The sequence below is a fragment of the Streptomyces sp. NPDC087300 genome, from assembly GCF_044744425.1.
In the GTDB taxonomy this organism is placed as follows: domain Bacteria; phylum Actinomycetota; class Actinomycetes; order Streptomycetales; family Streptomycetaceae; genus Streptomyces.
On sequence record NZ_JBIUYI010000001.1, the window covers coordinates 1338261 to 1351070 of the forward strand.

General features: G+C 72.5%; 14 protein-coding genes. 6 read left to right on the forward strand and 8 right to left on the reverse strand.

From position 1 onward, the window contains the following. Positions 1-137: 137 nt before the first annotated feature. Positions 138-1040 (reverse strand): LysR family transcriptional regulator, encoded by a 903-nt coding sequence (locus ACIO9J_RS05480; RefSeq protein ID WP_401992873.1) that lies wholly within the window; start codon positions 1038-1040, stop codon positions 138-140. 74 nt (positions 1041-1114) lie between these two features. On the opposite strand from ACIO9J_RS05480, the gene ACIO9J_RS05485 reads away from it, so the two are divergent. Then, positions 1115-2143 (forward strand): DMT family transporter, encoded by a 1029-nt coding sequence (locus ACIO9J_RS05485; RefSeq protein WP_401992876.1) that lies wholly within the window; start codon positions 1115-1117, stop codon positions 2141-2143. Positions 2144-2188: 45 nt separating this feature from the next. Here ACIO9J_RS05485 and ACIO9J_RS05490 read toward each other — a convergent pair whose 3' ends face one another. Then, complete coding sequence (locus ACIO9J_RS05490; RefSeq protein WP_401992879.1) at positions 2189-3520, reverse strand: aminotransferase class I/II-fold pyridoxal phosphate-dependent enzyme; 1332 nt, start codon at positions 3518-3520, stop codon at positions 2189-2191. 125 nt (positions 3521-3645) lie between these two features. Between ACIO9J_RS05490 and ACIO9J_RS05495 the strand changes: the two genes are divergently transcribed. Next, entirely contained in the window at positions 3646-4347 is a 702-nt protein-coding gene (locus tag ACIO9J_RS05495; protein ID WP_401992882.1) for a pyridoxamine 5'-phosphate oxidase family protein, read from the forward strand. 70 nt (positions 4348-4417) lie between these two features. On the opposite strand, the gene ACIO9J_RS05500 is transcribed toward ACIO9J_RS05495, so the two are convergent. From ACIO9J_RS05500 to ACIO9J_RS05510, 3 genes are all read right to left on the reverse strand, one after another. Further along, positions 4418-5383, reverse strand: coding sequence for a DMT family transporter (locus ACIO9J_RS05500; protein WP_401992885.1), 966 nt, complete (start codon positions 5381-5383; stop codon positions 4418-4420). A gap of 151 nt (positions 5384-5534) precedes the next feature. Further along, positions 5535-6647 carry an EamA family transporter gene (locus ACIO9J_RS05505; protein WP_401992888.1) on the reverse strand — a complete coding sequence of 371 codons (1113 nt, stop codon included), beginning with the start codon at positions 6645-6647 and terminating at the stop codon, positions 5535-5537. An 87-nt stretch (positions 6648-6734) separates the two neighbouring features. Further along, positions 6735-7286 (reverse strand): Clp protease N-terminal domain-containing protein, encoded by a 552-nt coding sequence (locus ACIO9J_RS05510; RefSeq protein ID WP_401992890.1) that lies wholly within the window; start codon positions 7284-7286, stop codon positions 6735-6737. A 195-nt stretch (positions 7287-7481) separates the two neighbouring features. On the opposite strand from ACIO9J_RS05510, the gene ACIO9J_RS05515 reads away from it, so the two are divergent. Continuing rightward, the gene (locus ACIO9J_RS05515) at positions 7482-7670 is read left to right on the forward strand and encodes a hypothetical protein (RefSeq protein ID WP_401992893.1); all 189 of its coding nucleotides are present in this window, start codon (positions 7482-7484) and stop codon (positions 7668-7670) included. Between the two features lie 149 nt (positions 7671-7819). On the opposite strand, the gene ACIO9J_RS05520 is transcribed toward ACIO9J_RS05515, so the two are convergent. Continuing rightward, complete coding sequence (locus tag ACIO9J_RS05520) at positions 7820-8635, reverse strand: putative protein N(5)-glutamine methyltransferase (protein ID WP_401992896.1); 816 nt, start codon at positions 8633-8635, stop codon at positions 7820-7822. A gap of 341 nt (positions 8636-8976) precedes the next feature. Here ACIO9J_RS05520 and ACIO9J_RS05525 point away from each other — a divergent pair, with 341 nt between their 5' ends. Continuing rightward, positions 8977-9405 carry an SRPBCC family protein gene (locus ACIO9J_RS05525; protein ID WP_401992899.1) on the forward strand — a complete coding sequence of 143 codons (429 nt, stop codon included), beginning with the start codon at positions 8977-8979 and terminating at the stop codon, positions 9403-9405. A 127-nt stretch (positions 9406-9532) separates the two neighbouring features. Here ACIO9J_RS05525 and ACIO9J_RS05530 read toward each other — a convergent pair whose 3' ends face one another. Continuing rightward, positions 9533-10159 (reverse strand): PadR family transcriptional regulator, encoded by a 627-nt coding sequence (locus tag ACIO9J_RS05530; RefSeq protein WP_401992902.1) that lies wholly within the window; start codon positions 10157-10159, stop codon positions 9533-9535. Between the two features lie 318 nt (positions 10160-10477). Here ACIO9J_RS05530 and ACIO9J_RS05535 point away from each other — a divergent pair, with 318 nt between their 5' ends. Both ACIO9J_RS05535 and ACIO9J_RS05540 read left to right on the forward strand, forming a co-directional pair. Continuing rightward, entirely contained in the window at positions 10478-10951 is a 474-nt protein-coding gene (locus ACIO9J_RS05535; RefSeq protein ID WP_401992905.1) for a carboxymuconolactone decarboxylase family protein, read from the forward strand. A gap of 175 nt (positions 10952-11126) precedes the next feature. Beyond that, entirely contained in the window at positions 11127-11960 is an 834-nt protein-coding gene (locus tag ACIO9J_RS05540) for a PhzF family phenazine biosynthesis protein (RefSeq protein WP_401992908.1), read from the forward strand. 41 nt (positions 11961-12001) lie between these two features. On the opposite strand, the gene ACIO9J_RS05545 is transcribed toward ACIO9J_RS05540, so the two are convergent. Next, positions 12002-12805: a CPBP family intramembrane glutamic endopeptidase gene (locus ACIO9J_RS05545; protein WP_401992911.1), complete on the reverse strand. Its 804-nt coding sequence runs from the start codon at positions 12803-12805 to the stop codon at positions 12002-12004. Positions 12806-12810 lie beyond the last annotated feature (5 nt).

The following is a 12810-nucleotide window of genomic DNA, read 5'->3' on the forward strand; positions in this document are numbered from 1 at the left end:
GGGGAACTGCGCGGCCAACCACGCCAAACCCGCAGACGCCAAACAACCCAAGGCGGCCCCCACAAAGCGCTCACCCGACCCGACCAGCCGGGGCCACCCGGTTCCGACCCACGACAATCCCCGCCCCACCCGGAGGGCTACCGCAACCCCGCCCCCGCCGCCCGCAACGCCCCCACCGCCGCCCTGATCGAAGGCCGGCGGTCGGCGTCCGCCCGCCACACCACGTACACATGGCGCCGCACCCGGTGCCGCACCGGCACCGTGCGGACGCCCGGAGGCATCGGGTCGCGGCCCAACTGCGGTGCCACGCACACCCCGAGGCCCGCCGCGACCAGGGCGAGCTGCGTGTGATGCTCCTCCGCGCGGTGCGCGATACGGGGCTCTATGCCCTTGCCGCGCAGCGTGAACATGAGCCACTCGTGGCAGAACTCGCCCTCACCCCAGGTGATCCACTCGTCGTCCGCGAACTCCTCGAGGTCCACCTCCGCGCGGTCCGCGAGCGGGTGCGCCACCGGCATCGCGACATCGGCGGGGTCGTCGAGGAGGGGAGCCTTGACGAGGCCGTCCGGGATCGGCATCGGCTTGTTGTACCAGTCGAGGACGACCGCAAGGTCGACGTCGCCGCGCACCACCGCGGCGACCGCGAGCATCGGCTCCATCTCGTGACAGCCGACGCGCAGCCCCGGGTGGTCGGCGCGCAGCGCGGACAGCGTGGCGGGCATCAGTCCGCGCATGGCGGTCGGGAAGGCCGACATGCGCAGCTCGCCGACCGCCTTGCCGCGCTGCTCCTCCAGGTCGGCCTGGGCGAGCTCGACCTGCGAGAGGATCCGCGCGGCATGCCCGGCGAGCAGGCGCCCCGCGTCGGTGAGGCGCACCCCCCTGCCGTTCTTCGCCAGGAGCTGCTGGCCCACCTCGCGCTCCAGCTTGGTCATCTGCTGCGAGACCGCCGACGTCGTCACGTGCAGGCCCGCGGCCGCACCGCTCACCGAGCCGTGCCGGGCCAGGGCGTCGAGGGTGCGCAGCCGCTCCAGGTTCAACATGTAAGCGATGCTACGCGATACCGGGCAAGAAATCTCGCTTGTGCTAAGAGATCGCCGGGCGCATCGTGAGACGCATGAGCACCGTCACCCCGCCGTCCCGGCCGGCCACCGCGACTCCCCCGGCCACCGGCCACAAGGTCACCGCCTCCCTCACCGCTCCCTCTTCCCCGCTCGGCGCCGCTCCCGCGGCAGCGGGGCGCTCCGCCCTCGACTGGCGCATCCGCTTCGGCATCCTCTCGCTGATCTGGGGCTTCAGCTTCCTGCTCATCAAGGTCGGCACGGACGGGTACGCGCCCTTCCAAGTGACGTTGGGGCGGCTCGTGTTCGGCACCGCGGTAATCGCCGCGGTGCTCGTCGTGAAGCGGCAGCGGCTGCCGCGCGGCGCCCGGACCTGGGGCCATCTCGCCGTCGCCGCGCTCCTGCTCAACGCCCTGCCGTTCTCGCTCTTCGCGTACGCGGAGCTGACGATCCCGTCCACCCTCGCGGGGATCTGCAACGCCACGTCGCCACTCTGGGGCATGGCGCTCTCCCTGATCGCCCTCTCCGAGGACCGGCCCACGCGGCGCCGGGTCGCGGGCCTGGGCATCGGCTTCTTCGGGGTCCTGACCGTGCTCGGCGTCTGGCAGGGCTTCAGCGGGCTCGATCCGCGCGGCACGGCGATGGCGCTGCTCGCCTCGCTCAGCTACCCGATCGGCTGGATCTACGTGCGCCGCACCCTGGCGGGGACGGGGCATTCGAACCTCTCCCTGTCCGGCGCCCAGTTGCTCGTCGCGACCGTCGAACTGGCCGTGGTGACCCCGCTGTTCACCTCGATGCCGACGCGTTTCCCCGTCGTCCCGCTGCTCGCGATCGTGGCTCTCGGCGCCCTGGGTACGGGGGTCGCCTTCCTGCTCCAGTACGCCCTGGTCGCCGAGATCGGCCCGACCACCGCCCAGATGGTCACGTACTTCATCCCGGTCATCGCGACCGCCGCGGGCATCGCCGTGCTCGGCGAGTCCCTGAGCTGGTCGACGCCGGTCGGCGCGGTGATCGTCCTGGCGGGCGCGGCCCTCACCCAGTCCCGGCCGCGCGCCACTGCGACCAAGTCCCTCCGTAGGACGTGACAGCACCCCGAGTCGGGGCGCGCTTGCCCTCCGCGGGGCGCCCCCTCAGTCGTAACGCCGCGCCGGAGCAGGTCCCGTCGCGGCGGCGACGGCGTCCGCCACCACCGGGATGTCCTCGTCGGCGAGTGCCGCCACGGTGATGCGCACACCGGGCGGCGCGCTCAGCCGGAAGCGGGCCCCCGGGGCGACCGCCCACCCGGCGTGCAGCAGCCTGGCGACCGCCCCGGTCTCGTCCGGCACCGGGATCCACACGTTCATCCCGCTGCGCCCGTACGCGGGAATGCCGCGTTCGGCGAGCGCCGCGATCAGCGCGTCCCTGCGCCGCCCGTAGGAGGCGGCCACCACGCGCGCGTCCACCGCGCCACCGGTCCACAACCGCACGACGGCACGCTGCTGCACCAGGCTCACCCAGCCCGGTCCGAGCCGCTGCCGCCCCTGCAGCCTGTCGACCGTGACGCGGTCCCCCGTGAGGACGGCGAGCCTCAGGTCGGGGCCGTACGCCTTGGCGGTGGAGCGGACCAGGGCCCAACTGCGGGTCACGCCCGCCAGCGGACGCAGCGGCAGGTCGACGATGCCGTGGCCGTGGTCGTCCTCGATGAGCAGCACGTCCTTGTGGGCCGCGAACACCTTGCGCAGGGCACGCGCGCGTGTGGCGCCTACCGCGGCCCCCGTGGGGTTCTGGGCGCGGTCCGTGACGATGGCCGCGCGGGCGGCGCCCGCCAGCGCCCGTTCCACGTCGGCGGGGAGCGGCCCCTCGTCGTCCACGCCGACCGGGACCGCGCGCAGCCCGAGGGCCGACACGAGGTCGAGCAGGCTGCCCCAGCCGGGGTCCTCCACGGCCACCGCGTCGCCTGGCTTGAGGTGGGCCGCGAGCACCCGTTCGATGGCGTCGAGCGATCCGGAGGTGACGGCGACGGGCCCGTCGGGGACGCCGTCGGCATCGAAGGCCGCCCGCGCGTGCCGGGCGAGGTCCTCGTCCACGGCGGCCTCTCCGTAGAGCACGGGTTCCTTGTCGCCCTGCGCCGCGGCCGCCGCGAACGCGTCGGCGAGCGCGGGCAGCAGCCGAGGGTCGGGGTTGCCCTTGGAGACGTTCCGCACCCCGGGCGGCGCGTCCACCCGGATCGCCTCACGGGCCGTCGTGGCGGGCTTGGGACGGATGCGGCTGCCGCGCCGGCCCGAGGTCTCGATCACCCCGCGTTCGCGCAGGGTGCGATAGGCGGCCGCCACGGTATTGGGATTGACCCCCAGGCGCTCCGCCAACTCCCTCATGGGCGGCAGCAGTTGCCCGGGTTCCAGGCCGCCGTCGCCCACGGCACTCTCCACGCTGGCAGCGATTTCAGCTGCGCGTCGGCCTCTGATCGGATACTCTCCTAGCACAAACTACATTATGCACTAGTGCAATCAAAGTGCCAAGTCGACGCAGTGGAGCGGCGCGGCACGGAGCAGCGCACCACGTCGGACCCGCGGCACAGCACGCGGAGCAAGCAGCACAGGGAGAGGCCATGCAGACGACGCAGACCACCACGGACACCACTTCGCAGGACAGCGCCGCCTACGCACCGACCGACCGCACCGTCCCCACCCGCTCGAAGGAACGCGCTTCGTACGACAAGGAGTCGGTCCACCGGATACTCGACGAGGCCTACGTGTGCCACCTCGGTTTCGTGCGCGACGGCGCCCCCGTCGTCCTGCCGACCCTCTACGGACGCGTCGGCGACCGCCTCTATGTGCACGGTTCGACGGGATCGCGGCCGCTGCGGATGGCGGGCACGGGCCAGGAGCAGACGGACCCCGGACTCCAGGTGTGCCTCACGGTGACGCACGTCGACGGGCTCGTCCTGGCCCGCTCGGCCTTCCACCACTCGATCAACTACCGCTCCGTGGTGGTGCACGGGACCGCGCACCAGGTCACGGACCCGGAGGAGAAGCGGGCCGCGCTCGACGCCCTGGTCGACCACGTCGTGCCGGGCCGGGCGGCCGACTCGCGCCCCGCCAACGCCAAGGAACTGGCGGCCACCGCCGTGCTCCGGCTCGACCTCGACGAGGTGTCGGCGAAGGCCCGCACCGGCGGCCCGAACGACGACCCGGAGGACATGGACCTCGCCCACTGGGCCGGCGTGGTCCCGCTGAGCCAGGGCCACGCCCCCCTGATCCCCGCCGCGGACCTCGCCCCCGGCATCGAGGTGCCGGACTACCTGCTCTGACGGCAGCCCCCGGGGGCAGGAACCACACCCTTGCCCCCGGACCGCGCCCCACGCGCGCGTGCCGCCTCGCCTACGCGGGTACGGCCACCCGCCGCGCGGCCACCGCTCCCCGCGCCTCGGCGACGGCGAGCCCCGTCACCGCGGCCAGCATCAGGACCGTGCCCGCCACGGTCGCCGCCGTCAGCTCCTCGCCGAGCAGCGCGACGGCGATGACCGCGGCGCTCACCGGTTCGAGGAGCATGATCACGGAGACGGTCGCGGAGCGCACGACGGCCGCCCCCGCGAAGTACAGCGCGTACGCGACGGCCGTCGGGACGGCGGCGATGTACAGCAAGTAGACGCCCACGCGCACCGGTTCCGCGGTGTGCGGCACCAGGCCCTCGGCCCCCGCGAACGGCAGCAGGCAGAGCGAGACGACGGCGAACGCCCAGACCGTGGTGTCGGACGAGTCCGCGCCGCCGTCCCGCCCCCACCACCGGGTGACCAGCGTCATCGCCGCGTACGCACCCCCGGAGACGAGCCCCCACACGACGCCGACGGGCCGCACGGTCGCCTCGCCACCACCGAGGACGAGCACCAGGAGACCGGCGAGCGCGCCCACGACGGCGACCACTCCGCCGCGCCCCAGCCGCTCCGCCATGGCGAGCCGGGCGCCGAGCGCGATGAGCACGGGCCCCGACCCCATGGTGACGACCGTGCCGACCGCGAGGCCGGTCTCCCGCACGGCCGCGAAGTAGGCGGTCTGGAACACCGCAAGGGCCACACCGGTCACGACGATCCGCAGGACCCTGCGGCCTCGCGGTTCAGCGGCCGCCTCGTACGTCCTGGTCCGGCGCGACCGCACCGTACGCGCGCCGAGCAGCAGCACGAAGCCGCCCGCGCAGCGCCAGAAGGAGAGGCTCACCGGCCCCAGGTCGCTGTCCCGGAAGACCAGCGACGCGGCGGCACCCGCGGTGCCCCAGGCGATTCCGGCGACGATCAGAGAGAAGAGGCCACGCCCGACGGGCAGGCCAGGGGTAGCGATGGCATTCGACACGAGAGTTCTCCGCAGAAGAGATGGGCTCTGGGCTCCGTCTGCGGGCAGCACCGTTCCGCCAGGCCACCGGCCTGGACGTGATCCTTGAGGTGCCCCGCGCTACGCGGCGGGGGGCGGAAGAACGAGCGCTCGTGCGTGCATGGTTCGCACCCTAGGAGGCGCCGCCGCTGCGGGACAACTCCGTATCGGATGCCGGAACTCCACCCGCCGCCGAAGGGTCCGTGGAGCCGTCGTGCTCCGCGGGATGCTCCGGCTCCGCGGGTTCCTCCGGCACTACGGGTTGCTCCGGCACCACGGGCAGCACCGCCTCGGCGGGCGGCGCCGCTTCCCTGGGCGCGGCGGACTGGGCGATGAACGCGCCCACGAGCACGACCGCGCCGCCGACGATCTGCGGCGCGGAGAGGTGCTCACCGAGCACGATCCAGGCCAGTGCGGTCGCGACGACGGCCTCCAGACAGGCGACCACGCCCGCGACCTGGGGCGAGAGCCTGCGCACGGACAGCACGCCGGTGACGTAGGCGACGACCGTCGCGACGAGCACGATCCAGCCGAGCAGCAGCCAGGCGGGGACGGAGGTGCCGTCGAGGTCGGCGTGCCCGGTGAGCACCGACCAGTCCATGCCCCAGGGGCGCGCGACGACGGTCAGCACGACGGTGCCGACGAGCAGGCCGTACGCGATGACGCCCAGCGGGTCGGGGGCGTCGTCGCCCGCGTCACTGCCCTGGTCGGACAGGACGAAGTAGCCGACCTGGCAGCAGGCGGCGCCGAGCGCGAGCAGCAGTCCCACGGCGTCGAAACTCAGGCCCGACCACACCTCGACGACGCAGGCGAGCCCGCCGACCGCGAGCACCACGCCGAGCGCGGCCGCGCGCGTCACCGGCCGCCGCTGCACGAAGCGCACCCAGCCGAGGACGAGCGCGGGGGCGAGGTATTCGACGAGCAGCGCGACGCCCACGGGGATCCGCGACAAGGCGGCGAAGTAGAAGGCCTGGACGCCCGCGACGGCGAGGAGACCGAAGCCGGCGAGCAGCGCGGGCCTGTTCCGTACGAGTCCGCGGTGGCGCCACGCCACGGGCAGCATCACCAGGGCGGCGCCCGCCACCCGCAGCCACACCACGTGGAGCGGGTCGAGGCCCGCTTCGATCAGCGGCTTCGCCGCGACACCGGAACCGCCGAAGGCGACCGCCGCCACCAGGGCGAGCCCCAGTCCGACGCCTCTCCCCCGGTTGTTGTCCGTCCCCTGAATCCCCTGAGCCGCTTGCACCGGCACATCATGACAGGACACGTCATGAGCGTCATCCCTTATGGCGCCTGTCTCGATCGGCGGACACGGGCACCGCCCGGCCGCGGATCAGCAGCCCGTGCCGTATCCCCCGGCGTACTCCTGACACCCGGCCTCGACCCGGACCAGCAGGTTCGGCACGTCCACGCCGGCCCGCCCGAGGACCTCGACCGCACGGCACTCGGGGTCGGCGGCCAGCCCCGCGAGCAGATCCATGCCGAGGACGCGCGGATCCCCGCGCAGCTCGGCGCGGTCCAGGGCCATCTCCATAGCGGTCGCGGCGGCTGGCGACCAGCCCGCCTCCTTCACCGCCGTCACCATCGGCACCGCTCCGGAGTCCTCGACGGTGCCCTGCCACTGGAGGCCGTAGCCGATGCTGCGCTGCACGAGATAGCCGAGGAGCCGCACCACCTGCCCGCCGTCCTCGAAGGCGGCCCGGACCGCGGGGTCGGATTCGAGCAGGGAGTGCAGGAGATGCGCGGTGTCGATCTGCCGGTCCCCGTCACGCACCGCGCGCCGGCGCGCGCCGGCCACCACCGACGCCAGCTCAGCACTGAGCCTGGAATCGAGTTCTGCGCGGGGGGACCCGGGCTCGGCGCCCGGCGGGGTACGGCTTTGCACACTCCCACCCCATCAACCCCGGCGGGCATATGCATCGGCGGCGGGGAGCATCTTCGCGTCCCACGCAAGTTGGGCACGCACGCGCCGGTTGTCCTCCTTACGGATGAGATCCGCCCGATCTTCCCCCAGGGGCGCGTGCCGCCTTGCCTCACGCCCGCCGCGCAACCATCGTGCGGTGCCGCTCGTCCCACAAGCATGGAGAGCAGGTGCTGGATGGTCGCCCTGCCGGCGATCGACGGCAGGCAGTACGTGTACCGGGTGTACGCACCTGAGGACGCACTGCTCGCCGACCTGTTCTGGGAGGCGTGGCACTGCCACGACGAGGGCCCGTTCCCGAGGGCGTCGGACCTCTTCGACGCGGCGGTGATACGACGGGTCGGCTAGCCCCGCACCGCCCCACCGTCCCACCGCGCACTCCGCCGGCACTCACTCCATGCCGCGCCCACCCTACCCGTACTCACTCCGTGCCGCGCCCGCCCTACCCGTACTCACTCCGTGCCTGCGTCCCGCCCCATCGCGCGCCCCACGAGTACTCACCCCGTGCCCGGCACATCCGCGCCCCGGCCGGAACGCCGCGTGCCGATGACCACCGTCGCGTACAGCTCCTCGTCCTCGACCACGCGCGCCACGAGCCCGGCACGCTCGACGGCCTCGCGCGCGGCCGTCACCTGGCCCTGGCTCGTCTCGAACAGCAGATGACCGCCGGGCGCCAGCCACCCGGCCGCCTCCCCGGTCACCCGGCGCAGCACGTCCAGGCCGTCGCTGCCACCGTCCAGCGCCACCCGCGCCTCGTGGACGCGCGCCTCGGCGGGCAGCAGACCGACCTCTTCGGTGGGGACGTAGGGGACGTTGGCCAGCAGAATGCCGACGCGGCCGCGGAGCGCGGCGGGCAGCGGCTCGTAGAGGTCGCCCTCGTAGACCGCGCCCCCGGCGGCCGCGACATTGCGGCGAGCACAGCGCACCGCGGCGGGGTCGATGTCGGCGGCGTGCAGTTCGACCGGGCCGAGGGCGGCGGCGAGCGCGGCACCGAGCGCGCCCGATCCGCAGCACAGATCGACGACTGCGAGCCCGGGGCCCACGCCTTCCTGTCCGGCGAGCGCGACGGCCCGTTCGACGAGGAACTCGGTACGGCGGCGTGGCACGAAGACGCCGGGGTCCACCGCGATCCGCAGTCCGCGGAACTCGGCCCAGCCGAGGACGTGTTCGAGGGGAAGTCCGCCGGCCCTGCGCGCCACCAGGTCGGCCAGTTCGGCCGGGGTGCGCGCGGCGGAGGTCAGCAATTCCGCCTCGTCCTCGGCGAAGACGCACCCAGCGGCGCGCAGCTCGGCGACGACGGAGGGGAAGGACAACGGCGGAGAAGACGGAGAAGGAGGTGAAGAAGGAGAAGACGGGGACTGTGAAACCGACACGAGTAGAAAACCTTCCGGGATCCCGATGGGGCTCCCTCGGTCACCTATGCCGGGTGAACCGCGCGGTCGCGAAAGGAGAGCACCCGACCAGCCACTGCGGTAATGGGTCTCACCTCCCTGAGCCGTCGCCCGCGTCCGTCGCGGGGCAAAGGAACAGTACCCCAACCCCCATTCAGCCAGATCTGACGGTTCATCAGTATTGAATGTTCCAGGCCCTGCCGCTACGTTCCGCGACACCGTAGCTGCGGCCGTCGCAGCGCCCGACGGGAAGAGGTGGCCGCATGGCCGAAGTCAGCGCGGAAGCACGGATCGACGCCCCCGCCGAGAAGGTCTGGGCCCAGCTCACCGACTTCTCCTCGTACGGCGAGTGGAACTCCACGCACACCAGCTTCCCCAAGGGCGGCCCCAGCACGCTGGAGGTGGGCGGCACCTTCGCGGAGAACATGAAGCTGATGGGCTTCCCTGCCGAGGTCAACTGGACCATCGAGGAACTGGAGACCGCTCGCACCCTGGCCATCAGGGGCAAGGGCCCGATGGGCGTCAACGTCGGCACCCGCTACACGCTCGCCCCCGAGGGAACGGCCACCCTGGTCCGCATCGAGGGCGAGTTCACCGGCGCCGCGGTCTCCCTCATGGCGGGCAAGCTGAAGGACTCGGCGACCGCCGCGCTCGACGAATCGCTGCGCAAGCTGCGGGGCCTGGTGGCCTGACACGCCACGCTGCGGGACCTGGTGACCTGACACGCCGCGGACAGCACGATCCCGTACGACGACGAGGCGCCCCGCACACATCGTGGGGGCGCCTCATCTGTGGTGGGGGCCGTCGGCCCCGGCCACCTCAGTCCTCATCGGCGAGGATCAGGTACAGCTTCTTGCGGGCGTCGTTGATGACCGTGAGCGCCTTCTCGCGCTGCTCCTTGCTGCCGGTCTTCCAGACCTGGCCGAACGCCTCCATCAGACCGAAGCCGGCCTGCCGGATCTCGTTCAGCGTGTCCCAGTCGACCCCGCGCCCGGCTTCCTCCCAGGGCGCCTCGGGACCTTCCTCGGCCGCCTCGGTACCGGCCTCCGTGAGCGAGAAGAGCTTCTTGCCGCCCTCGCTCGCGCTGCTGATCAGGCCCTCGTCCTCCAGGAGCTGGAGGGTCGGGTAGACCGAACCGGGGCTGGGCTTCCACGCCCCGCCGCTGCGCTCGGCGATCTCCTGGATCATCTCGTAGCCGTGCATGGGCCGGTCCTTGAGGAGGGCCAGGATCGACGCGCGTACGTCGCCGCGCCGCGCCCTTCCGCGCGGGCCGCCACGCCCGCCACGGCCGCCGCCCCAAGGACCACCGGGGCCCCCGAAGCCGGGACCGAACGGGCCGAACGCCCCGCGCCGTCCTTCGAATCCTTCTCGGCCGAAACCTTCGCGGCCCTGGGGGCCACCGTGGCGGCCGCGTCCGTGCTCGTGTTCAAAACCGTGGGAACGCATAGCGATCACTCCTTGATTCTCTGCTCGATCCGCCTGCGGCGGAAGTTCGATCTTTGATCTGTCGCGTATCTGTCGCGATGCCTCAACGATATATCGGAACTGTTCGACTGGCAACCCCCCCGGCCGACAAGGAACGCCACCCGCAGGTCAGCGCGGCACCCATTCGCGGCAGGGGTGCCCGTCGCGACAGCGGTCCCCGTCGCGGCAGCGGCGCCCCTCACCGCATACGAGACGCACGCCACACTCCGCCATGTCACAACCGCCCGCGCTCGCTCCGTCTACAGGGCATACGCAACGACGACACCCCAGGAGCGCACCATGGAAGCCCGCCTCAACCCCCTCGCCAGCCCGCACGGCGCCAAGGCCCTCAAGCACGTCATCGCCGCCCACGGCGTGCTCGCCGAATCGACGCTGTCGGCCACCACGCAGGAGCTGGTGAAGATCCGCGCCAGCCAGATCAACGGCTGCGCGGGCTGCATCGACATGCACACCAAGGAGGCCGCGCACGCCGGGGAGACCGCGCTGCGCCTCAACCTGGTCGCCGTGTGGCGTGAGGCCACCGTGTTCACCGAGGCCGAGCGCGCCGCCCTGGAGCTCGCGGAGCAGGGCACCCGCATCGCCGACGCGGCAGGCGGCGTCACCGACGAGGCATGGGCGAACGCCGCCAAGCACTACGACGAGGACGAGCTCACCGCGCTGGTCACCGTCATCGCGCTCATCAACGCCTTCAACCGCCTGAACGTCATGACCCAGCAGCCCGCGGGCGGCTACCAGGTCGGCCAGCACGGATAACCGGCACGAGCAGCGGGGCGGCAAAAGCGGGCACGCCCCGGGCGCCACTCACCGGCACCCGGGGCGTGCCCGCTTCCGCCGCCGCCCCGTCCAAAAAGAGGTCCACAAAAAGGAGGTCCACAAACCAAGAATTGGCCTTGGTCGACGCCTTCATTGGACCTCTACCGTCGACAGCATGCCGACCCCTTCGCACCGCATCCGCATCGTCGACGCCTTCACCGACCGCCCCTTCGCGGGCAACCCGGCGGGAGTGCTCCTCCTCGACGCCTTCCCCGACGACGCCTGGCTTCAGCACGTGGCCAGGGAGGTCAACCACGCCGAGACCGCCTTCGCGCACCGCCTGCCCGAGGGCGGCGACGCGGACTGGGCGCTGCGCTGGTTCACGCCCGCCACCGAGGTGAACATGTGCGGCCATGCCACTTTGGCCACGGCACACGTCCTGCACACCACCGGTGCCATCGGCGGCGCCACCGGCCCCGTCCGCTTCGCCACCCGCAGCGGCGTGCTCACGGCGACGCCCCACGAGGACGGCTCCCTCACCCTCGACTTCCCGACCGCGCCGCTCGTCGCGACCGACGCGCCCGACGGCGTCGCGGAGGCGCTCGGCGCGGAGCCGCTCTCCGCGTACGACACCGGTCACCTCATCGGCGATCTGCTGGTCGAGGTCGCCGACGAGAAGACGGTCCGGGCGCTCACCCCCGACCACAAGGCCCTCATCGCCCACTCCGAGCGCGGCATCATCGTCACGGCGCGGGCCGAAGACCCCTCGCGCGGCTACGACTTCGTCTCCCGCGGCTTCTTCCCGCGCGTCGGCATCGACGAGGACCCGGTGACGGGCAGCGCCCACACCGCGCTCGCCCCGTTCTGGTCCGAGCGCCTCGGCCGTACGGACCTGACGGGCTTGCAGGCCTCACCCCGCACCGGTCTGGTCCGCACGCGCCTGCGCGGCGACCGCACCCTGCTGACCGGCCGCGCGGTCACGGTCATCGAGGGCGAACTCTTCGCCTGACACCGGGCACCGCTCACCAGGCACCGCTCCCCGGGCGCTGCCTACGACGGCGTAGGCAGCCACCCCACCTTCCCCGCGAGCAGGGCGTATCCGACGAACGCCCCGATGTCGAGCAGGGAGTGGGCCACCACCAGCGGCCCGACCCGCCCCCACCTGCGGTAGAGCAGCGCGAAGACCACACCCATCGCCACGTTCCCGATGAACCCGCCGATGCCCTGATACAGGTGGTACGAGCCGCGCAGCACCGAGCTGCCCACCAGCGCGGCCATCGGCGTCCACCCCAACTGCCCGAACCTGCGCAGCAGATAGCCGACCACGATGACTTCCTCAAGGACCGCGTTCTGCACCGCGGAGAGCACGAGGACCGGGTACTTCCACCACACGTCGGGCAGCGCCTCCGGCACCACCGTGAGGTTGAAGCCGAGCCCCCGGGCCGCCAGGTAGAAGGCGATGCCGAAGCTGCCGATCACGGCGGCGATCGCGGTGCCGCGTCCCAGGTCCGGCCACGGCCGCGTCCGGTCGAATCCGATCGCCCGGAAGCCGCTCCCCTCGCGCAGCAGGAAGTGTGCGACGAGCGCGACCGGCACCAACGCGCTCGCGATGCCGAACAGTTGCCACGCTAGATCAAGCCATGGCCGCCCCGGCGCCGCCGAGGCGTTCATGGTGGCCGCCTGGTCCTTGAGACCGCCCGGTTTGGTGACCGATCCGACAAAGCTGATCAGCGCGGACACACCGCTCGCGCCGAGCGAGAGCGCCAGGACGAGCAGCGTCTCGTCCCGGAGGATCCGTCGCGAGGGCCCGCCCGTGGGAAAAGAACCGGCCATCGGCCCCGGCTCCGCTTGCACTTACG

What these genes read in the sequence shown, in the direction of transcription:
- ACIO9J_RS05535 (WP_401992905.1), top strand. Translation starts at nt 10,478, where the DNA reads ATGGAAGCCCGCCTCAACCCCCTCGCCAGCCCGCACGGCGCCAAGGCC.
- ACIO9J_RS05530 (WP_401992902.1), bottom strand. Translation starts at nt 10,159, where the DNA reads ATGCGTTCCCACGGTTTTGAACACGAGCACGGACGCGGCCGCCACGGT.
- ACIO9J_RS05540 (WP_401992908.1), top strand. Translation starts at nt 11,127, where the DNA reads ATGCCGACCCCTTCGCACCGCATCCGCATCGTCGACGCCTTCACCGAC.
- ACIO9J_RS05485 (WP_401992876.1), top strand. Translation starts at nt 1,115, where the DNA reads ATGAGCACCGTCACCCCGCCGTCCCGGCCGGCCACCGCGACTCCCCCG.
- ACIO9J_RS05480 (WP_401992873.1), bottom strand. Translation starts at nt 1,040, where the DNA reads ATGTTGAACCTGGAGCGGCTGCGCACCCTCGACGCCCTGGCCCGGCAC.
- ACIO9J_RS05515 (WP_401992893.1), top strand. Translation starts at nt 7,482, where the DNA reads ATGGAGAGCAGGTGCTGGATGGTCGCCCTGCCGGCGATCGACGGCAGG.
- ACIO9J_RS05525 (WP_401992899.1), top strand. Translation starts at nt 8,977, where the DNA reads ATGGCCGAAGTCAGCGCGGAAGCACGGATCGACGCCCCCGCCGAGAAG.
- ACIO9J_RS05495 (WP_401992882.1), top strand. Translation starts at nt 3,646, where the DNA reads ATGCAGACGACGCAGACCACCACGGACACCACTTCGCAGGACAGCGCC.